Source organism: Streptomyces sp. WAC 01529 (genome assembly GCF_003945545.1).
GTDB lineage: Bacteria > Actinomycetota > Actinomycetes > Streptomycetales > Streptomycetaceae > Streptomyces > Streptomyces anatolicus.
Genome location: NZ_CP029617.1, coordinates 5,394,082 through 5,412,566, shown reverse-complemented (window position 1 = coordinate 5,412,566; position 18,485 = coordinate 5,394,082). Strand labels below are relative to the sequence as shown.

Sequence of the window (18,485 nt, the reverse complement as noted above, 5' to 3'; positions counted from 1 at the left end):
TCTTTACGCAGGGCTCTTACCCCGATATGGCGAACGATCAAGCGTGCTGAGGAAACGTTCGGTCGCCGCGCGGGCGATCTGGCTGCCCCAGCCGCCCCAGTTCACGTCGAAACAGTGATCGGCCCACGGCAGTTCGACGTACGTCGCCGGGGCCCCGGCCCCCTTCAGGCGCCGCGCCAGCTCGCGCGCCTGCGCCACCGGCACCGCGCGGTCCGCGCCGCCGTGCAGCAGCAGGGTCGGGGGCAGGTCGCCCCGCACCAGCCGCGCGGGTGAGCCGAGGCGGTAGCGGGCGGGGGCGGAGGCTGCCGAACCGCCCATCAGGCGCGCCATCATGGGGTCGGCGCGCAGCGCGGTGCCGGCGATCAGGCGGCGCATGTCGGTGGGCCCGTAGAGCGAGATGACCCCCGAGACCGAGCTGTCCCCCGCCTCGCAGGAGGCCGGGACCCGGCTGTCGCCGTCGGTGTAGGCGGCGGAGAGCGCGAGGTTGCCGCCGGCCGAACTGCCCACGAGCAGCAGGCGGTCGGGGTCGACGCCGTATGCGCGCGCGTGGCGCTTGACCCAGCCGACCGCGCACTTCACGTCGCCGATCTGGTCGAGCTGGGTGGCGTGGGGCGCGAGGCGGTAGTCGATGTCGAAGACGGACCACCCGCGCGCGTTGAACCACCGGTTCCACTCGGGGGTCTGACTGCGGTGCCCCTTGTTCCAGCCCCCGCCGTGCACCCAGACGACCGCGGGGTGGCGCACTCCCGCCCGCTTGGGCAGGGCCCACAGGTCCAGCTCCAGCCTGTGCCCGTGCCCCCGCCGCCCGCGCGCCTCGCGGTCGCCCACGCGCGCGTAGGTGACCGTACGGGAGCGGTCGGGCACCTTGGCGTAGTTGACGCCGTCGAAGTAATCGGCGGGAGTGAGCGGTTGCCCCTGCCGTGCGGCCGTGCCGTACGCGGCGGCGTAGGGCATCACTCCGTAGACGAGCGCCGCGAAGGACGCGAGTGAGGCGAGCCCCGCGCACCAGGGGTGGCGCCGCCCCGCGAGGGCGGCGGCGGCGAGACCGAGCAGCCCCGGCGCCACGAGCAGCAGCCCCCAGGAGGTGATCGCGGCCGCGACGAGCACCAGGAGCGGGACGCGGGGCAGCGGGGAGGCGACGAGAACGGCGAGCGCCGCGTTCAGACTCCCGCCGGCGAGCAGCAGGACCCTGGCCACGAGGGGCGGTGGCACGACGGACGTCACACCGAAGAACTATCACAGAAGCGGACAAAAAGCCCTTAGGCCGGGCGCCCCTCGCGGGTGGCGCGGGCGAAGCGGCGGGCCCGGCGCGGGAGTTGCCGCCCGCGGCGGGAGTTGCCGCCCGCGCCACGCGCCTCGCTCCCGCACCACGCGCCTCGCCCTCGCGGCCGGCCGGGTCGCTGACCCGGTGCCGTACCGCGAGGGCGAGTCACGTGCTCACGAGAGGCCGGTCAGAACTGCAGGCTCCACGTGTCGATCTTCCCGGTGTCCTGGGCCGCGTTGTCGCTGACCCGGAGTTTCCACGTGCCGTTGGCCGTCTCCGAGGAGGCGTTCACCGTGTACGTGGTGTTGATGTTGTCCGAACTGCCGCCGGTGCCATAGCCCTTGAGGGTGTAGGCCGTGCCGTCGGGGGCGATCAGCTGGACCTGGAGGTCGCCGATGTACGTGTGCTGGATGGTCACCGGCACGCTCAGGGCGGCGGGCGCGTTGCCCGGGACGCCGGTCACGGTCACCGGGGACTCCGCCGTGGCGTTGTCCGCGATCGCGTAGTCCGTGTCGTTGGTGAACTTCGGGCCCGGCGGGTTGGTGGTGCCGCCCGTCACGTTCAGCAGGCGGTTGGGCGAGCCCGTGCCGGGGCTGGTGACGACGCCGGTCGAGGAGGCGTTGACGAGGGCGGTGGAGACCTGCGCCGGGGTCGCCGACGGGTTCTGGCCCACGTAGATCGCCGCCGCGCCCGCGACGTGCGGGGACGCCATCGACGTACCGGAGATGGTGTTGGTCGCCGAGTCGCCGGAGTTCCACGCCGAGGTGATCGAGGAGCCCGGGGCGAAGATGTCCAGGACGCTGCCGTAGTTGGAGTAGCTGGCCCTGGCGTCGGTGCTGGTCGTGGCGCCGACGGTGATGGCCTCCTGGACGCGCGCGGGGGACTTCGTGGACGCGTCGGTCGACTCGTTGCCGGCCGCGACCGCGTAGGTGATGCCGGACGCGATGGAGTTGCGTACGGCCGTGTCGAGCGCGCTGTCGGCGCCGCCGCCGAGCGACATGTTGGCGACGGCGGGCTTGACGGCGTTCTTGGTCACCCAGTCGATGCCCGCGACGACCTGGGCGGTGGTGCCCGAGCCCTGGTTGTTCAGCACGCGGACGCCGACGATCTTGGCCTTCTTGGCGACGCCGTGCAGGGTGCCCGCGACGGTACCGGCGACGTGCGTGCCGTGGCCGTGGCCGTCCTGCGCGGTGTTGTCGTTGTCGATGGCGTCATAGCCGTAGGAGGCGCGGCCACCGAAGTCGGTGTGGCTGATGCGGACGCCGGTGTCGATGACGTACGCCGTGACACCCTCGCCCGCGGAGTCCGGGTAGGTGTACTTCTGGTCCAGCGGCAGGTTCTTCTGGTCGATGCGGTCCAGACCCCAGGAGGGCGGGTTGGTCTGGGTCGCGGAGGCAGTGAACGTCCGGTTCTGGACGACCGCGTCGACCGCGGGGTCGGCGGCGAACTTCTTCGCCTCGGCCTCCGTCAGCTCGACCGCGTAGCCGTTGAGGGCCTTGTCGTAGGTCCGCTCGATCTCGGCGCCGTACTCCTTGGCGAGGGCTCGGCCCTCGGCGGAGCGGGCCTTCGGGGCGTCCTTGCCGAGGCTCACGATGTAGCTGTTCTTGATCGTGCCGGGGGCGCCGGCGTTCTCGATCCTGCCTTCCGCGCGCTCCGGCTGGGCGTTGGCCGGGAGGGCGGAGACGACGCCGAGGGCGAGGGCCGCGACCGCTGTCGCGCTGATCCCGGCCAGTCTTCGGCGGGTATGACGCATCACTGCCATCTGAGGGGTCCTCCTCAATAGGTGGTGCGCTGGTGGGGGATTGGTGCTGGTGGTGCCCACACATGCGGAGGCGTCGCCCGACAGGGGTACTCGACAGGGACATGTCAATATGTACGTACATCTGTACGCGTACATTCACATGGACGTGCCCTGCCGTACGGGATTCCGCCTCCGTCGGGACGAAAGATTGGCTGATCCATAGGAATCCCACAAGAGTCACGACCGGACGTAACACGACCGCCACGCACACTCCATGTATCACTGTCACCGCCCGCCCCACGGGTCACGTGCCGTCCGGTCGGCGGGCCGGGAGCGGCCGGCCTGCTCGATCCGCCTGCCCGATTAGCCTGCGCGCATGACCGTCACGACCGCCACGAGCGCCCACGCCCTGCCGGACTCCTACTGCCCCGCCGACGGGGCACGCGTCCCGGCGGGCTCGCTCGAATGGGCCTGCCCCGTCTGCCGCGGCCCCCTCGACCTGGACTTCTCCCCCACTCCCGGGCAGCTCAAGTCCCTTGCCGGGCGCGTCAATTCGCTCTGGCGGTACGCGGAGTGCCTGCCGCTGCCCGCCCCCGCGATCTCGCTCGGCGAGGGCCGCACGCCCGTCGTGGAGCTGACCGACGGCATCCGCGCCAAGCTGGACTTCCTCATGCCGACGCTGTCCTTCAAGGACCGGGGCGCGGTCGTGCTCGCCGCCCTCGCGCGGCGCCTCGGGCCCGAGCGCGTCATCGCCGACAGCAGCGGCAACGCGGGCACGGCCGTCGCCGCGTACTGCGCGCGGGCCGCGCTCCCCTGCACCGTGTACGTCCCCGCGGGCACGTCGCCGAAGAAGATGGAGCAGATCGGCGCGCACGGGGCGCGGCTCGAAGTCGTCGACGGCGGGCGGGAGTCGGCGGCCCGCGCCGCCCGCGCCGCCGCCGACGAGCCGGGCACCTTCTACGCCTCGCACGTCCACAACCCCTACTTCCTCCAGGGCACCAAGACGTACGTGTACGAAGTCTGGGAGGACCTGGGCGGCCGGCTGCCCGACGTCCTCGTCGTGCCCGTCGGCAACGGAACGCTGCTGCTCGGCGCGGCCCTCGCGGTGCGCGAGCTGTACGCGGCGGGACTCATCGCGAAGGCGCCCGCGCTCTACGCCGTGCAGGCCGCGGCGCTCGCCCCGCTCGCCGACGCCTGGCGGGCGGGCGCGGACGACCTGGTCCGGGCCGGCGGGAGTGAGCCCGCGCCCACCCTCGCCGAGGGCATCGCGATCCCGCGCCCGCCCCGCGCGCGCCAGATCCTGCGCGCGGTACGGGAGTCGGGGGGCGACTTCCTGACGGTGACGGAGGAGCAGATCGCGGCGGCCCAGCGGGATCTCGCGGGGCGCGGCCTGTACGTCGAGCCGACCGGCGTGGCCTGCTGGGCGGCCGTGCGGGACGGGGTGCTCGGCGAGCGGACCGCGGTGGTTCCGCTGTGCGGGGCGGGGGCGAGGACGGGGCTCGCGAACGCCGCGGGCGGCTGATGCCAAGTAGGGGGTGAGACCGCCGTCCGGCGGTCGGAGACGGAGGGCTCGTGACACCGGATGAACGGGACGGCACGCCCGATGAACGGGACGGCCCCGGTACGGGCGGCGCGGCGACGGACGAGGAACTGCTCGCCCGCGCCGGGCGCGACGCCTCGGCCTTCGAGCCGCTGGTGCGCCGCCACTCGGACGCCCTGCACGGCTACTTCGCCCGGCGGGCGCCCGGCGCCGCGGACGATCTGCTGGCCGAGGCCTGGCTCCAGGCCTACTCCACCCGGCACGGCTTCGACGCGGCCCGCGGGCCCGTGCGGGCCTGGCTGTTCGGAGTGGCCAGGAACGTCCTGTCGGCGCACTGGCGGCGGACCGAACGGCAGCGCCCCGGACGGCTGGGTGACGGCCGCGACGACCCGTGGGAGGCGGTGGACGCACGGCTCGACGCGGCGGCGGTCGCCCCGCGGCTGTGCGCCCTGCTGACCGAACTCCCCGAGGTGGAGCGAGAGTTGCTGCTGCTCGTCGCCTGGGAGCAGCTGACACCCGGCGAGGCCGCCGCGGTCGTCGGCATCCCGGCGGGGACGGCCAGATCACGGCTGCACCGCGCCCGCAACCGGCTGCGCGCCGACGCACCTCTCAAGCTGACAGGAGACCTGGCATGACCGAACGCACCGAAGGCAGCGAAGGCACCGAGCGCGCCGGCCTTCTCGACTTCCCCGGCGCCGCGGAGCTGATCGCCGCGGGTGACGTGGCGCCGCCCCGGCCGGGCGCGGTGGCCGCGGCACAGGCCGCCGTGGCCTTCGCGGCGCGGGAGGGGACGCGTCCCGTACCGCGCCGCCGCAGGCTGCTCGTCGCCACCGCCGCCGTGGCCGCGATCGCCGCGGGAGCCGTGGCCTACCCCGTCCTCGACCTGGGCGGGAAGCCCGCGGCGACCGCCTCGGCCTCGGCGGGCCGGTTCCTCGACGACATGGCGGGGGTGGCCGCCGGGGCGCCCGCGTCGGACGCCGAGTACTGGAAGGTACGCGTCGAGACGGACAACCAGGACGACGGGAAGCGGACCTTCACCACCTACTACGCCCGCTCCGGCGAGGCGGGCGAGGTCAAGAAGTGGCCGGTGGGCGAGGAGTGGCTGACCTGGCCGCAGCTCGACGAGCTGCCCACCGACGAGAAGGCGCTCGCCGCGCTCTTCCCGAAGGACGCCGAGAGGCGGTTCGAACAGATCGTGATCATGCTGGAGGACTCCCCCGCCGGTCCCAAGCTTCGATCCGCGCTCTTCCGGATCCTCGCGGACACCCCCGGCATCGAGCTGATCGGTGACGTGGAGGACAGCAAGGGCAGGCCGGGTGTCGCCGTGGAGATGACGCGCAAGGCGCGGTACTCCACGGGCCCGGGCGAGGACGTGACGTACTGGACCAAGGACCGCTACGTCGTCGACCCCGACACCGGCCTGCTCCTCGAGAACACCCACAAGATCCGCGGCCAGTCCCTCCCCGCGGACCGCTACACCTGGCTGGAGGTGGGCCCGGCGGACAAACCCGCGGACAAGCTTGCGGACGGGCCCGCGGACAAGAGGGGCTGAGGGAGGTCCGCCGCCCTACCCGGAGGAGGGCGCCCCGACCAGCACCGCGTGCCCCACCTCCGACAGCATCGGCAGGTCGGTCGGGTCGTCCCCGTAGCCGTAACAGTCCGCCGGGTCGATGTGCGCGTACCGGTCCAGCAGTTCGCGCACCAGGCGGCGCTTCTCGTCGCCGATGACGGGAGCACCGAGGAGCGCGCCGGTGTAGACGCGGCCGCACCGCTCCAGGCGGGCGCAGAGCACGTGTTCGGCGCCGACCGCCTCCGCGAGGGGGGTGAGGAGCGGCCGGAAGGAGCCGGAGACCAGGGCGATGCTCGCGCCCTCGGCCCGGTGCCTGCGCAGCTCCGCGGCGACCTGGCGTACGTAGAAGCCCTCGGCGGCGCTGCGTTCGGCGAACCAGCTACGGGCCCACTCCTCGACCGCCGCCACCGGTTCGCCCCGCCAGGCGCGGTAGTACGCGCGGTTCGCCTCGGCCCGCGGCAGGCCCGCGGCCACCCTGGCGCGCAGGTCCTCGCGGATCCCGGCCGCGCGGCGCTCCCCCTCGGCGCCGTACCGGCCCGCCAGGTAGTGGCCGAGGAAGTCGAGAAGGCTCTTGCAGGTGATCAGGGTCTCGTCGACATCGGAGAAGACGAGCCGGGTGGGGCGTTCAGACGTCGGCATGGGGAGCCTCCAGGGCCAAATCCCGCTCGGTCGCCCGCACTTCGGAGGGCGTCGGTTCACAGAAGGCGGAGAAGACGCTGCGGGCGTAGTCGACCGCGGCCTGCTCCCGGCGCAGCATGCGGTGGCCCGCCACGGTGCGTACGTCGCGGCGGCACCGCCCCACGACGTCCCGGCCCGCCGGATCCGGGCCTACGCCGGTGCGGTGGAGCCGCTCGACCGCGCGCGCGAGCAGCCCGACGGCCGAGGCCGCGATGCGCCGGTTCCGCGCGACGTCCCGCTCGGTCCAGGTGCCGGAGTCGGCGCTCTGCGCGGCGTCCCGCAGCAGGAGTTGGGCGGCCTCGATCTCGTCCGCCGACACGGCGAGGACCCGGTGCAGCCGCAGCGCGTCGGCGTCGGACAGCTCCGGGGCGCGGCGCGCCGCCCCTCGGGACCACGCCTCGAGAGCGTGGCGGGCGGCGCCCAGGGCGGGGGCGCAGAAGAGGAGGCCGCCGCCGAGCTGGGCGGGGACGGTGTGGCATCTGGACCGTCCGGGGCCGGGGGTGCCCGCGGTCAGGTCGGCCATGAGGAAGGAGCGGTGGCGGGGCACGAGCACGGACTCGACGACGACGGTGTGGCTGCCGGTGCCGCGCATCCCTTCGGCCGCCCAGGTGTCGAGGACGGTGACCCGCATGCGGGGGACGGCGAACACCCGGCAGCGGCCGCCCTGTTCGGCGGGCTCGGTGGAGGTGAGCAGCAGCCAGTCGGCGAAGGCCACCCCGCTCGCGTACGCCCAGGTGCCGCTCAGCAGCCAGCCGTCCCGGGTGGCTCTGGCCTCGCCCGACGCTCTCATCACGGCGGTGATCCGCGTGTCGGGCGAGGCCGCCCAGAGGTCGCGCTGCCCGTCGGGAGGCAGATAGGCGGCGAATCTGCCGTGCGCGCCCCACAGGGCGCCGCACCACGCGGCCGAGGTGCAGCCCGCGCCGACCGTGGCGGCCGCGTCGATGAGGGCGCCGAAGGTGCCTTCGGTGCCGCCCCAGGCGCGGGGTACGAAGTGCCGGGCGAATCCGGCGCGGGTCAGCAGCCCCACGGTCTCGTCGTGCAGCCGTCGTTCGCGCTCGGCGCCGTCCGCGTGGACGGCCGCCGACCTGGCGGCGCTCGCGACCGCCGCGGGCGGCAGCGCGTGGCCGCCGGAGCGCTGATGTCCTGCCGGTGAACTCTGTGACTGAATCATCTGTGGCATACACCTCTCTCGCCGATTAGAATTCGTTCTTGAACGTATCTTTAGCGCCGTCGGTCCCTCGCCGCTCGATCCCCAGTGAAGGAGGTGTGCACCTTGCCGAAGCAAGCACGGGCCTTGCGCACATACGACGCCGTCCTGGACGCCGCCGCGTACGAGTTCGCGCGGTACGGCTACGCGAACACCAACCTGCAGAAGATCGCCGACCAGATCGGCCTGACGAAGGGCGCCCTCTACGGCCACTTCTCCAACAAGGAGGAGCTGGCCGCCGTCCTGTCCTCGCACCTGACCGCCGCGGTCGAACTCCCCCTGGGTGAGGCGAAGGCCTCCACCGGCCCGGCGCTCGACCGGCTGCGGACCCTCATGCTCACCCTGGGAGAGCTCTTCCAGTGCGATGTGCGCGCTCGCGCCGCGCTCCGGCTGACGCTGGAGACCGCTCAGGCGTCGGGGGTGACGGCGACCTTGCTGGAGGGGACCCACTCGGCCGTGTTCGACCTGGTGGGCGAGGTGCAGCAGGAGGGGCACTGGGAGGCATCGGCGTCCGCCAAGGCCGTGGCCGACCTGCTCGTGGCCGCGTTCTTCGGTGTGTTCTGGATGGGCTCCGCCCACGAACGGCCGGAGTCCGGCGGCCGGGTGGCCGCCATGTGGAACGTCCTGTCCCACGCCCTGCGGGGCAGATCAGGGCAGTGAGGCCGCGGGGCGGGCCCGCGGGGTGGGGCTACGAGGTGAGCCCGGTCAGCGAGGCCGGCTCGGGCCAGTGGCCCGCCGCCTCCCGGGGGCTGCGCGCTCCGGTGCCCGCCCACGTCATGTCGGTCCTGGCCAGCAGGGTGTCTCCCTGGAGGGCCGCGACGCGCAGCCGGTAGGCGTCGGCCGGGGTGCGGCCGGGCACGCTCTGTTCGACGACGAGCCGGATCGGTGCGTTCAGTTCGGCGAAGGCCGCGCACTCCACCTCCATGCCGACCAGCGTGAACGCCTGGCCGCCGAGCGGTTCCTCGACCGTCTCGTGGACGCAGAGGTGGCCGAGCTGGCGGAAGCCCTCCATCAGGACCATGAGCGGCACGTGGTCGGTGGGGTGGTCGAAGAGCACCGCGTGGTCGCGGTCGAGGCGCAGCTGCCAGTCCCCGTCCGGCCAGCAGCGCTCCAGGACGCAGTCCTTCCAGCGCAGCCGGCCGACCCGGCGCGGCGGTACGAGCGGCGCGGCGGCGGCGCGGACGGCGGCCGGGGCGGGCGGGGCCTCGCCGCCCCACGCCATCCGCCGCAGCAGTCCGTACCGCCTGTCGTCCATAACGTAGACCCGGATCGTGCCGCTGCCGCAGAGCTTGGCGCCCGCGAACAGCCGTACGTCGAGCCGGGCCCCCCGCGGCCGGCCCTCCTCCCAGGTCCACTCGGTCTCCAGGACCACCGGCACGGGCACGCCGACGATCCGCAGCGCGGCCGGGTCGGTGATCTCGAAGGACAGATCGCGGCCGACGAACCGGTGCCCGATCGGCACCTCGAAGTGCTCGTGGGCCACGTAGAGCATGGCCTGGCGGATGGTCTCCGCGAAGAGCATGGGATCGCTGAACCCCTGCTCGTCGGGGTGGTAGAGCGCGTGGTCGCGCGGCCACTGGGCCGCGACGGAGAAACGGCTGTCGCTTACACGACAGCCGTCCGTGACGAAGACCTCCGCGATCGAGCTGCGGTGCACCAGCTCGCGCGGGACGGGTCTGAGGAACGTGAGGCCAGGCGCGGTGGAGGCCATTGATGAGGCGTCCCGGTTTCTGGAATCATCGATGAGCACGACCGAATTCTGAGACAACGCTTCCCCCAAATCAGGACGAACACTTGCCGGAGATCAGACGTGTGAAGCCTTGCGGCGCGGGAATTAATATACCTGCGAGAAGGTATATTTCAAGAGCCGCAACCACGTGCCATCACCACCAACTCACCCTGCGTACAGTCACGTTGGCGCACAGCACGATATGGAAGCCATGAGCAACGAACGCAAGGCACCGCTGCCCCCTCTGCCGACCGCCACCCCGTCCGACGACACCTCGCACCTCAAGCAGGAGCGGGCCATCCACACCCGCAGGACGATCCTCCGCGCGGCGGCCTCGGTCTTCGCCGAGTCCGGCTTCCCCGCCGTCACCATCAAGGACGTCGCCGACGAGGCGGAGCTGACCAAGGGGGCCGTGTACTTCCACTTCGCCAACAAGGAGGCGATCGCCGCCGCCGTGGCGGACGAGTTCTACCGCAGGCTGAACGAGATCATCGCCCCCGTCCTGGAGGGCGACCAGTCCTCGCCCGTGACGGTCGCGGAGGTCATGACGGCGGTGGCCGGCGGCTTCCGTGACGACGACTTCATCAAGGCGGGCTCCCGGCTCCAGATCGAGCGGCCCTACATCAAGGTCGAGATGCCGGTCCCCTACGTGGCCTTCACCGACCTGCTGACCGAACTCCTGGAGAACTGCCGGAAGGCGGGCACGCTGGAGACCGCCGACCCGGCCGCGCTGGCGCGCGTGCTGCGGTCCGCGCTCTTCGGCGCGCAGCACATCTCCTGGGTCCAGGCCAACCGCCAGGACGTCGTCGACCGCGTGCAGGAGATCGTGGACGTCTTCCTGCCGGCGTACGGGCAGCCGGACTGACCGGGCCCCTCGGTCAGTCCAGGAAGGCCGCCTCTATCCACCGCCGCACACCCCGCGGCCGCATGCGGTGCAGCGCGCCCACGGTGTCCGCCACCTGCTGCGCGCCGCCGACCGCGAGGAACTTCTCGCGCACCATCTCCGAGTGGCGCGCGCGCGTGTCGGGGCCCGCCGCGCCGACCGGGATGAGACGGCCGCGCGTCACGGTACGGCCGTCGGTCAGCCGTACGGTGACCCGGGCGCCGGTGGCCTTCGTCGAGCGGGTGAAGTCCTGGCCCGCGGTGCCGAGATCACCGATGAGGTCGACCAGTTCGTCGCCGCCGAAGCCGCGCAGCCAGGGCGCGGCCAGCGGGCCGGCCTCGCGCACGGCCTCCCCGAACGGCGCGTCGGACAGGAACAGTTCGCGGGTCATGCCCGTGTCGTGCTCCAGGCGTACGCGCCCGGCCAGCTCCCAGCGGTCGGGGTCGTCCAGGCGCGGCGAGGAGAAGTCGTCCACCGAGAACTCCCCGGTCAGCAGCGTGGTGGCGACCGGGTAGGGCACGTCGAGGACGAGGGCGCCGAGCGGGGAGCCCGGGCCGTTGACGTACTGGGCCGCGCGCTCGCCCGCGAAGAGGGTGTAGAGGGACGCCTCGACGACGATCTCCGCCACGTCGCGCGGGCGGAGAGGGCCCAGCTCCCGGTGGATCTCCGCGGCGCAGTCCACCGCCGCGTCGATGCCGGGGCCGCCCGGGTGCATCTTGAAGGAGAGGGTGTCGGTGTGCCAGCGGCGGCCGAGCCCCTTGGCCACCGCCTGGGGCAGCGGCACGGTCGCGAAGCGGGCCAGGAAGCCGTCCTGGTGCTCGATGATGTCGGGGGCGCCGCGCAGCCCGGCGGCCGCCGCGTCACAGGCGTCCATGGCGGTGCGTACGGGCGTGAAGGTGTTGAAAAGCCGGGCGTCGCTGGCGAGGAAGGCCCGCATCAGCGGCCAGTTGGGCATCGCGAAGGCCAGGCCGAAGGCGTTCTCCCACTGGGCGGCGGGGGCGCGGTCGCAGTGCAGCCGGCCGGCCACCGCGCCCGCGAGGTGGGTGTGCACGGCGCTCTGCCCGCGCAGCGGACCGAGGGTCGCGGAGGCGGTGATGCGGGCCGCACACTCGTTGGCCGCGACGACGGCCGTCAGCAGAGAGAGCCCGTCGAGCTTGCGGGCGTACGCGAAGGCGAGGGGCACCGCGACGGTGGAGTTCGACAGATGACCGGCGTACGCGGTGTCGTCGAGGTTGAGCCAGGAGCCGAGGGCGGCGAAGACACCCGCCGCGGCGCGCGGGTCGCGCTGCATGGGGTGGCCGAAGGCGGCGACGAGCTTGCGGCCCAGCGGGTGGGCGAGGCCCGCCCTGATGGAGGCGATCTGCGAGAGCACCTGGCTGGCGGCGAGCTTGAGGACCCGGCAGGGGACGTCCTGGGGGCGCAACCGCGCGGCCCACGCGGAGAGTTCGCGCAGCGGCGTGTCCGTGGCGGCGCGGGCCGCCGCGGGTCGGGGCCGCTCCCACTGCTCGCACAGCGTCCGGGCCACGCGTTCGGCGAGGACTGCCGACATGTGCCGCACCCTTCCTGTACCGGTGTGGTCCGGGGCGGCGGTACGCCGGTGGCGCACGGCCGCCCCGGGGTGATCAGGCCGCGGGGACCTTGTCGAGGAAGCCGTAGACGCCCTTGATGCGGCCGTCGTCGGCGGTGACCGCGACATCGAAGCCGATGGCGATCGGCTCGGCGCCGGGCTCGGTCACCAGGCCCCACTGGAAGCGGGCGATGTTGTGGTGGGTGTCCACCGTGCCGATCAGTTCGAAGCTGAGGCCCTTGAACTGGTCGCGGGCGCCCGCGATGACCGCGGCGACGCCCTCGTGGCCCTCGACCGCGGCGAGCGGGTCGATGTAGGGGGCGTCAGCGGTGAAGAGTTCGGCGATCGCCGCGGCGCGCTTGTCGGCGTCGGCCTCGTTCCAGATGGCGAGGTAGCGGGTGACGGTGTTGCTGAGGTCGCTCATGAGGTCTCCTTGGTCGAAAGGATTCGTAAGGGTGGTAAGGGCCGTAAGGCTTCGTAAGGGTCAGGTCAGGCGGGATCCGTCGGGGCCCAGGCGGCGAGCGCTCCCGCGAGCACCTCGAAGGTGGCCGAGGCGCCGATGGTGTGCTGGTACTCGCCGTCGTGCTCCAGGGGCAGCCGCTCGCCGTCGGTGCGCTCGACGGTGATCGAGCGGCCGCGCGCGTAGACGGTCGCCGGATGGCCCATGTGCGCGGCTTCGAGGGTCAGTCCGGGCACCTCGGTGGCGGCGACACCGCCACCGATGACACAGACGTCGAGCAGCCCGTCGTCGAGCAGCGATTCGGGCAGCACCAGGAAGCGCCCGCCCCGGTAGCGGCCGCCCCCGACGTTGGCGAGGACGGTCGGCCCCTCGTGCACCACCCGCCCGTCGACGACGACCCGGCCCGGGTAGGGGACATAGGCCGCCGCGGTGTCGGTGAACGCCTTGGCGTACCGCTCCCGCCCGTGGAGCGGGCTGTCCTTCGCGGTGATGAGCGCGTCGGCGATCACACCGCTGCAGGCGCCCAGGTAGACGCGGTTGCCCGTCTCGGCGAGCCGCGCCAGGTCCAGGTGGCGCACGCGGGCGCTGCCGCCCGTCCCGGAGTCGGCGAGCACCGCCTTGAGCGACTCGGTCCAGGGCCGGTCGCCCCAGAGCATCTTGTACCCGGAGTTCCCGGTACCGCCGGGCACCACCATGAGCGCGGCCCGCCCGGCGGTCCCGTCGAGCCCCTGGACCACCTCGCGGACGGTGCCGTCGCCTCCGATGGCCACGACGAGGTCGGGCGCCCCCTCGGGCCGTTCCAGGGCGCGGCGCACGAAGGCGGTCGCGTCCCCCCGGGCGGTGGTGAGGTGGAGTTCGCAATGGTTGAGGTGGGCGGAGCACATCTCCCGCACCTCGCGCACCAGTTCAGGGCTGTGGCTGCCGGATGCGGGATTGGCTATGACCAGGGCCCTGGTGGGGCCCGCGGCGTCGCTGCTGTCGGCCATGTCGGGCGTACTCCTTGATCTGGTAGCACCTGCGGAAGACTCTTCCACCGGGCGCTGACGCCGGTCTGACGTGCGGCTGACTCCGTCGCCGGGGGCGCTACCAGGTCACGAGCAGTGCGTCGAGGCCGTAGTTGATCGTGTTCTCGCGGAACGAGACCGCCCCGGGGGCGTCCGCGACGCGCAGGCCGGGGAAGCGGCGCACCAGGGCGCGCAGGGCGACCTCCAGCTCCATGCGGGCCAGGGAGGCGCCGGGGCACAGGTGCGGGCCGTAGCCGAAGGCGATGTGCCGGCTCGCGTCCCGGTCCAGGTCGAGGCGGTCGCCGCCGGGGAAGACCGTCTCGTCGTGGTTGGCGCTCGGGTAGGCGAGGATCACGCCGTCGCCCTTGGCGATACGGGCGCCGGCGATCTCCGCGTCGTCCACGGCGACGCGGACCTGGTTGTCCTGGGTGATGGACCAGTAGCGCAGCAGCTCCTCGACGGCCGGGGCGAACAGGTCCGGCTCGCGGCGCAGCCGGTCCCACAGCGCCGGCTCGCGCAGCAGGCTGAGGACGCTCAGGCTGAGCTGGTGGGCGGTGGTCTCGTGGCCCGCCACCAGGAAGAGCCTCGCCATCGCCACCAGGTCGTCGTGGGACAGCTCGCCGGTGGCCACGTACTGCGTGGCGAGACGGCTGAGCAGGTCCTCCTGCGGGTCGCGGCCCTTCCGGCGGATCAGCTCGTCCAGGTAGCGCGTCATCTCGACGAAGGCCGCGTAGATCTGCTCGGGCGTGGCGTCCTGGGAGAGTACGGCCTGGCTCAGCTCGGTGAAGTCGCACTCGTCGGCCTCCGGGACGCCCAGCATGCGGGCGATCACCAGGGACGGCAGCCGCACGGAGAAGGCGGCCACCAGGTCGACCGGGCGCGGCCCCCGCTCCAGCTCGTCGACGAGGCGCTCCACGAGCAGCTCCACCGAGGGCCGCAGCGCGCGGGTGCGGCGGGCGGTGAACTCGGTCATCGCCATCCGGCGCAGCCGTCCGTGCTCGGGGCCGTCCATGCGCGTGAACGACATCACCCGGGGCGCGGGCGGCAGTTGTATACGGACGGGGAAACCGGGCCGGGTGTCGTCCGAGCTGAAACGCGCGTCGGTCAGGACGGCGCGGACGTCGTCGTAGCGCGTGATGAGCCATGCCTCGCCTGTCCTGATCCGCACCTTGACGGGCGCGCCACCGCGGAGCCCGGCGTAGGCGTCCGGTGGTGAATAAGGGCAGGTGCGCGGCATGGGCCAGGCAGCGAGCGACGGTTGAATCTCGGACATGACAGGAGTGACCAGCATGACATTCCCCCCCTGGGATATGGCTGATTCCTTTCCGTCATGCTGGCCGAAAGGCCTGATGCTCCCCTGACGCCCGGCTGATCCTCTCCGTCGCCGCCCACACCGCCTCCGACCAGCGCGGGAAACGTGCCCGTAACACGCGGAAAGACGGGTGCCCCGGAGCATTTCGCTCCGGGGCACCCGCCGTCCGTGCCGCCCGTCTTCGGGCCTTCGGTCAGACTTTTTCGGCCTTGCGTGGCAGGAACTGCACCAGGACCGCGACCAGGACGCAGATGCCGGCCTGGACGTACAGGCTGAACCCGAACCCGTCGGTGTAGCCCTGTGCGGACGGATGCTCGCCGACCTGGTCGAAGAAGACGACGCCGATGACCGCGATGCCCAGCGCGTTGCCCATCTCCTGCCCGGTGGAGAAGACCCCGGAGGCCGCCGCCGCGTGCCCGGGCGCCACGCCCTCAAGGACCAGTGAGGTGAGCGGGGCGACCACAAGCCCCATGCCGAAGCCGCACACCACCATCGCCGGGACGCACCAGCCGACCGAGCCCGTGGTGCCGAGGGCGGAGGCCGTCTGGGCGAAGGCGACATCGCCCGCCGCCACCACCAGGGCGCCCAGCGCGAGCGCCTGGCGTCCCAGCTTGGCGGCGAACTTGGGCGCCATCGCGGAGGCCACGAAGAAGCCGAGGCCGAGCGGCACGAAGAGCAGGCCCGACTCCAGGGCCGAGGTGCCGTGCCCCTGCTGGAGGTAGAGCGCGAGGACCAGGAAGAAGGAGGCCATCACCGAGAAGTAGACGAGGATCGTGACGGACCCGACGCCGAACGCCCGGTCGTGGAAGAGCGAGGGGCTCACCAGCGGCGACTTGCCGCCCGCCGCGAGCCGCCGCTGGCTGAACCAGAACGCGGCGAGCAGCGGGACCGCGGCCGCCATGCACAGCCACGTCCAGGTGGGCCAGCCCTCCTCGCGGCCGATGACCAGCGGAAGCACGACGGCGGTGAGCCCGGCGGTGACCAGCAGGACGCCGATCAGGTCGAGCCCGGTGCGGCCCTCGGACTTCGACTCGGGCACCAGCTTCGGGGTGAGCACGAGGACGAGCACGCCGATCGGCACATTGATCAGGAAGATCGTCCGCCAGTCCATGCCGAAGACGTCGGCCTTGATCAGCAGGCCGCCGATCAGCTGGCCGAAGACCGCGGCCGCGCCGAGCGCGATGCCGTACGCGTTGAAGGCGACCGCCCGGTGCTTGCCCGAGTACGTCGTCGTCAGGATGCCCAGCACCTGCGGGATGACCAGGGCCGCGGCCGCGCCCTGGAAGCCGCGGGCGACGATCAGCTCGCCCATGTTCTGGGCGATGCCGCAGGCCAGCGAGGCGAGCGTGAAGAGCGCCACGCCGATCGAGTAGACCCGGCGCCTGCCGTAGATGTCACCGAGCCTGCCGCCGGTGATCAGCAGCGCGGACAGGCCGATGGTGAAGGTGACGGCGATGAGCTGGATCTCGGCCGCCGTGGCGTGCATGTTCGTCTGGAGCGAGGGGATCGCCACGTTGACGATGAAGAAGTCGAGGTTGGTGATGAACAGGCCGGCCAGGACGACGAGCAGCGCCCCGTAGGAGGGCTTGGCCGCCGGGGTCCCGTCCGGCGGCGCGGCCTCAGGCGCGACGGGCGGGACGTCCGCGCCCTTGACGCCGATGTCCGCCTCGGCCTTGACGTTGAGGTCCGCTTCGGTGGTCATGAGCGGCCCGCCAGTCGCCGCAGCCGCTGGGCGAAGTGCGTGGTGACGGCCTCGGCGTGGCTGTCGATGTAGAAGTGACCGCCCGGGTACTCGCTGTGGCCCAGGTACTGCGGGCTGCGTTCGGCCCAGTGGGTCATGGCGTCCGGGCTCTCCATCAGCGGGTCGGACGCGCCGCCGTAGGAGACCAGCGGGCAGGCGGTGCCCGCGCCGTCGTCGACGTACTGGGCGGCGACGCGCAGGTCGGCGCGGAGCGCGGGGACGACGAGCGCGAGCATCTGCGGGTTGTCGTAGATCTCGGCGGGGAACGACCCCAACTTCTTGATCCACTCGACGAGTTCGGCGTCCGGCATCCGGCTCTGCTCCTCCGTCGGCTGGAAGAAGCCCTCGGGCGACCAGCCGGACATCCCGACGAGGACCGGCGAGGGGCCGCCCTCCGCCTCCATGCGGATGGTGAGGCGGAACGCCAGCTGCGCGCCGAGGCAGTGCCCGAAGAACGCGAAGGGCCGCTCGTCCAGGTCGTCGACGACCGCCTCGTGCAGCGCGTCGAGCAGCGGGTCCCAGTCCTCGTACGTCATCTCGTCACGCCGGTTGTGGCGGCCGGGCAGGGTCACGGCCTGCGGGGCGATGTCGCCGGGCAGCAGCCGCTCCCAGTCGCGGTAGATGATGGCGCCGCTGCCCGCGTGCGGCAGCATGAACAGCCGTACGGAGGCGTCCTCGGAGGGCACGGCGGGGTGGAACCACTCGCCCGCGGCGGACATCTCCTGGCCCAGGGCGGCGGTGGCGGTGGCGGTGGTCACGACTGTGTTCTCCCAACGGTTGTCTGCTCCCCGATGGCGCGTACCGCGGGCAGCAGCACCTCGGCGATCTCCTTCAACTGCGGCTCCGGGTCGAGCGATCCGACGCGGATGACCAGATGGCGGGCGCCTGCGCGCACATAGACGCCCAGCCACTCGGCGCAGCTCTCGGCGCTGCCCCAGCCGTAGGCCTGGATGGCCGACATCTGCTCCAGGGAGCGCCCGTAGTAGTGCTCGATGTAGTGCTCCAGTTCGGCCTTGGCCGCCGCCTCGTCGCGGTCGACGGTGACGGTCGCGTACAGCGCGGGCGTCACCGCGCCGGGGGCGCGGCCCGCCGCCTCGGCGAGTTCGGCGATACGGGCGCGGGCCCTGCCGTACGCCTCGGCGTCGGGCAGGAACGGCAGCCAGCCGTCGTACTTCTCCGCGGCCCTGGCGAGCACCTTCGGGGTGTCGCTGCCGGCCAGCCAGAGCGGCGGACCGCCGGGCGAGGCGGGCTTCGGCAGCCGCTCAAGACGCTCGGCCTGCCAGAACTTGCCCTGGTATTCGGTGGGTTGGCCCTCCTCACCGGAGCGCCAGGCGGTGCGCCACAGCGCGGTGATCTCGTCGAGCCGCCCCACCCGCCCGGCGAAGGAGGCGCCGACGGAGGCGAACTCCTCCTCCGTCTCGGGCATCGGGAAGCCGGAGCCGAGCCCGAGGACGAGACGGTCGGCGGCCACGTGGTCCAGGCTCGCGATCATGTGGGCGCCGATCAGCGGGTGGCGCAGGGCGGGCGTGAACGCGGCCGTGCCGACGGTGATGCGCTCGGTGGCGGCGGCGGCCGCGGAGAGCACCACCAGCGGGTCGAGGCGCGGCCGGGCGGTCAGCGAGTCGCCCGCCCACAGCGAGTCAAAGCCGAGCGCCTCGGCCTGCCGGGCGAAGTCGAGCAGCGGTGCGGCCGCGTAGGTGCCGTTGATGGCCTGTTCCCGGGTGGGCAACAGGATGCCGATGCGCAGGGGCCCGGCAAAGGACTGCATGGGGTGCTCCGTTTCGTCTGG

Annotated in this window: 17 protein-coding genes; 5 read left to right on the top strand and 12 right to left on the bottom strand. The window is 72.7% G+C overall.

The genetic code is table 11. The features are described 5' to 3' along the window. Window positions 1–3: 3 nt before the first annotated feature. Together DMA15_RS24370 and DMA15_RS24365 are read right to left on the bottom strand one after the other, a co-directional pair. Window positions 4–1,224 (bottom strand): alpha/beta hydrolase, encoded by a 1,221-nt coding sequence (locus DMA15_RS24370; RefSeq protein ID WP_125514893.1) that lies wholly within the window; start codon window positions 1,222–1,224, stop codon window positions 4–6. Between the two features lie 227 nt (window positions 1,225–1,451). Next, window positions 1,452–3,026 (bottom strand): S8 family peptidase, encoded by a 1,575-nt coding sequence (locus DMA15_RS24365; RefSeq protein ID WP_125514892.1) that lies wholly within the window; start codon window positions 3,024–3,026, stop codon window positions 1,452–1,454. Between the two features lie 355 nt (window positions 3,027–3,381). On the opposite strand from DMA15_RS24365, the gene DMA15_RS24360 reads away from it, so the two are divergent. The 3 genes from DMA15_RS24360 to DMA15_RS24350 are packed head-to-tail and all read left to right on the top strand — an operon-like array spanning window position 3,382 to window position 6,097. Further along, window positions 3,382–4,527 (top strand): pyridoxal-phosphate dependent enzyme, encoded by a 1,146-nt coding sequence (locus DMA15_RS24360; protein WP_125514891.1) that lies wholly within the window; start codon window positions 3,382–3,384, stop codon window positions 4,525–4,527. Between the two features lie 50 nt (window positions 4,528–4,577). Then, window positions 4,578–5,180, top strand: coding sequence for an RNA polymerase sigma factor (locus tag DMA15_RS24355; protein ID WP_125514890.1), 603 nt, complete (start codon window positions 4,578–4,580; stop codon window positions 5,178–5,180). Next, window positions 5,177–6,097, top strand: a complete 921-nt coding sequence (locus DMA15_RS24350) for a hypothetical protein (protein ID WP_125514889.1) — start codon at window positions 5,177–5,179, stop codon at window positions 6,095–6,097. The genes DMA15_RS24355 and DMA15_RS24350 overlap by 4 nt, the downstream gene beginning before the upstream one ends. A 15-nt stretch (window positions 6,098–6,112) precedes the next feature. Here DMA15_RS24350 and DMA15_RS24345 read toward each other — a convergent pair whose 3' ends face one another. Both DMA15_RS24345 and DMA15_RS24340 read right to left on the bottom strand, forming a co-directional pair. Continuing rightward, entirely contained in the window at window positions 6,113–6,754 is a 642-nt protein-coding gene (locus DMA15_RS24345; protein WP_125514888.1) for an HAD-IB family hydrolase, read from the bottom strand. Further along, a complete protein-coding gene (locus DMA15_RS24340; RefSeq protein ID WP_125514887.1) occupies window positions 6,741–7,964 on the bottom strand; it encodes an oxidoreductase in 1,224 nt (407 codons plus the stop codon). Before DMA15_RS24340 ends, DMA15_RS24345 begins: the two co-directional genes overlap by 14 nt. Before the next feature lie 102 nt (window positions 7,965–8,066). Here DMA15_RS24340 and DMA15_RS24335 point away from each other — a divergent pair, with 102 nt between their 5' ends. Further along, the gene (locus DMA15_RS24335; protein WP_240659918.1) at window positions 8,067–8,660 is read left to right on the top strand and encodes a TetR/AcrR family transcriptional regulator; all 594 of its coding nucleotides are present in this window, start codon (window positions 8,067–8,069) and stop codon (window positions 8,658–8,660) included. Between the two features lie 28 nt (window positions 8,661–8,688). Here DMA15_RS24335 and DMA15_RS24330 read toward each other — a convergent pair whose 3' ends face one another. Further along, entirely contained in the window at window positions 8,689–9,711 is a 1,023-nt protein-coding gene (locus DMA15_RS24330) for a ScbA/BarX family gamma-butyrolactone biosynthesis protein (protein WP_125514885.1), read from the bottom strand. Window positions 9,712–9,940: 229 nt separating this feature from the next. Here DMA15_RS24330 and DMA15_RS24325 point away from each other — a divergent pair, with 229 nt between their 5' ends. After that, window positions 9,941–10,594, top strand: coding sequence for a ScbR family autoregulator-binding transcription factor (locus tag DMA15_RS24325; RefSeq protein ID WP_240659917.1), 654 nt, complete (start codon window positions 9,941–9,943; stop codon window positions 10,592–10,594). Between the two features lie 13 nt (window positions 10,595–10,607). On the opposite strand, the gene DMA15_RS24320 is transcribed toward DMA15_RS24325, so the two are convergent. The 7 genes from DMA15_RS24320 to DMA15_RS24290 all read right to left on the bottom strand — a co-directional run bounded on the left by DMA15_RS24320 (window position 10,608) and on the right by DMA15_RS24290 (window position 18,464). Next, a complete protein-coding gene (locus DMA15_RS24320) occupies window positions 10,608–12,161 on the bottom strand; it encodes an MmgE/PrpD family protein (protein WP_125514883.1) in 1,554 nt (517 codons plus the stop codon). Window positions 12,162–12,234: 73 nt separating this feature from the next. Beyond that, window positions 12,235–12,603, bottom strand: coding sequence for a nuclear transport factor 2 family protein (locus DMA15_RS24315; RefSeq protein WP_125514882.1), 369 nt, complete (start codon window positions 12,601–12,603; stop codon window positions 12,235–12,237). Window positions 12,604–12,668: 65 nt separating this feature from the next. Beyond that, window positions 12,669–13,625, bottom strand: coding sequence for a diacylglycerol kinase family protein (locus DMA15_RS24310; protein WP_125514881.1), 957 nt, complete (start codon window positions 13,623–13,625; stop codon window positions 12,669–12,671). A 97-nt stretch (window positions 13,626–13,722) separates the two neighbouring features. Beyond that, complete coding sequence (locus tag DMA15_RS24305; RefSeq protein WP_164551815.1) at window positions 13,723–14,916, bottom strand: cytochrome P450; 1,194 nt, start codon at window positions 14,914–14,916, stop codon at window positions 13,723–13,725. A 232-nt stretch (window positions 14,917–15,148) separates the two neighbouring features. Then, window positions 15,149–16,657 (bottom strand): MFS transporter, encoded by a 1,509-nt coding sequence (locus DMA15_RS24300; protein ID WP_125514880.1) that lies wholly within the window; start codon window positions 16,655–16,657, stop codon window positions 15,149–15,151. Beyond that, window positions 16,654–17,415: an alpha/beta fold hydrolase gene (locus DMA15_RS24295; protein WP_125517982.1), complete on the bottom strand. Its 762-nt coding sequence runs from the start codon at window positions 17,413–17,415 to the stop codon at window positions 16,654–16,656. Before DMA15_RS24295 ends, DMA15_RS24300 begins: the two co-directional genes overlap by 4 nt. A 35-nt stretch (window positions 17,416–17,450) precedes the next feature. Then, complete coding sequence (locus DMA15_RS24290; RefSeq protein ID WP_125514879.1) at window positions 17,451–18,464, bottom strand: LLM class flavin-dependent oxidoreductase; 1,014 nt, start codon at window positions 18,462–18,464, stop codon at window positions 17,451–17,453. Window positions 18,465–18,485: the final 21 nt, after the last annotated feature.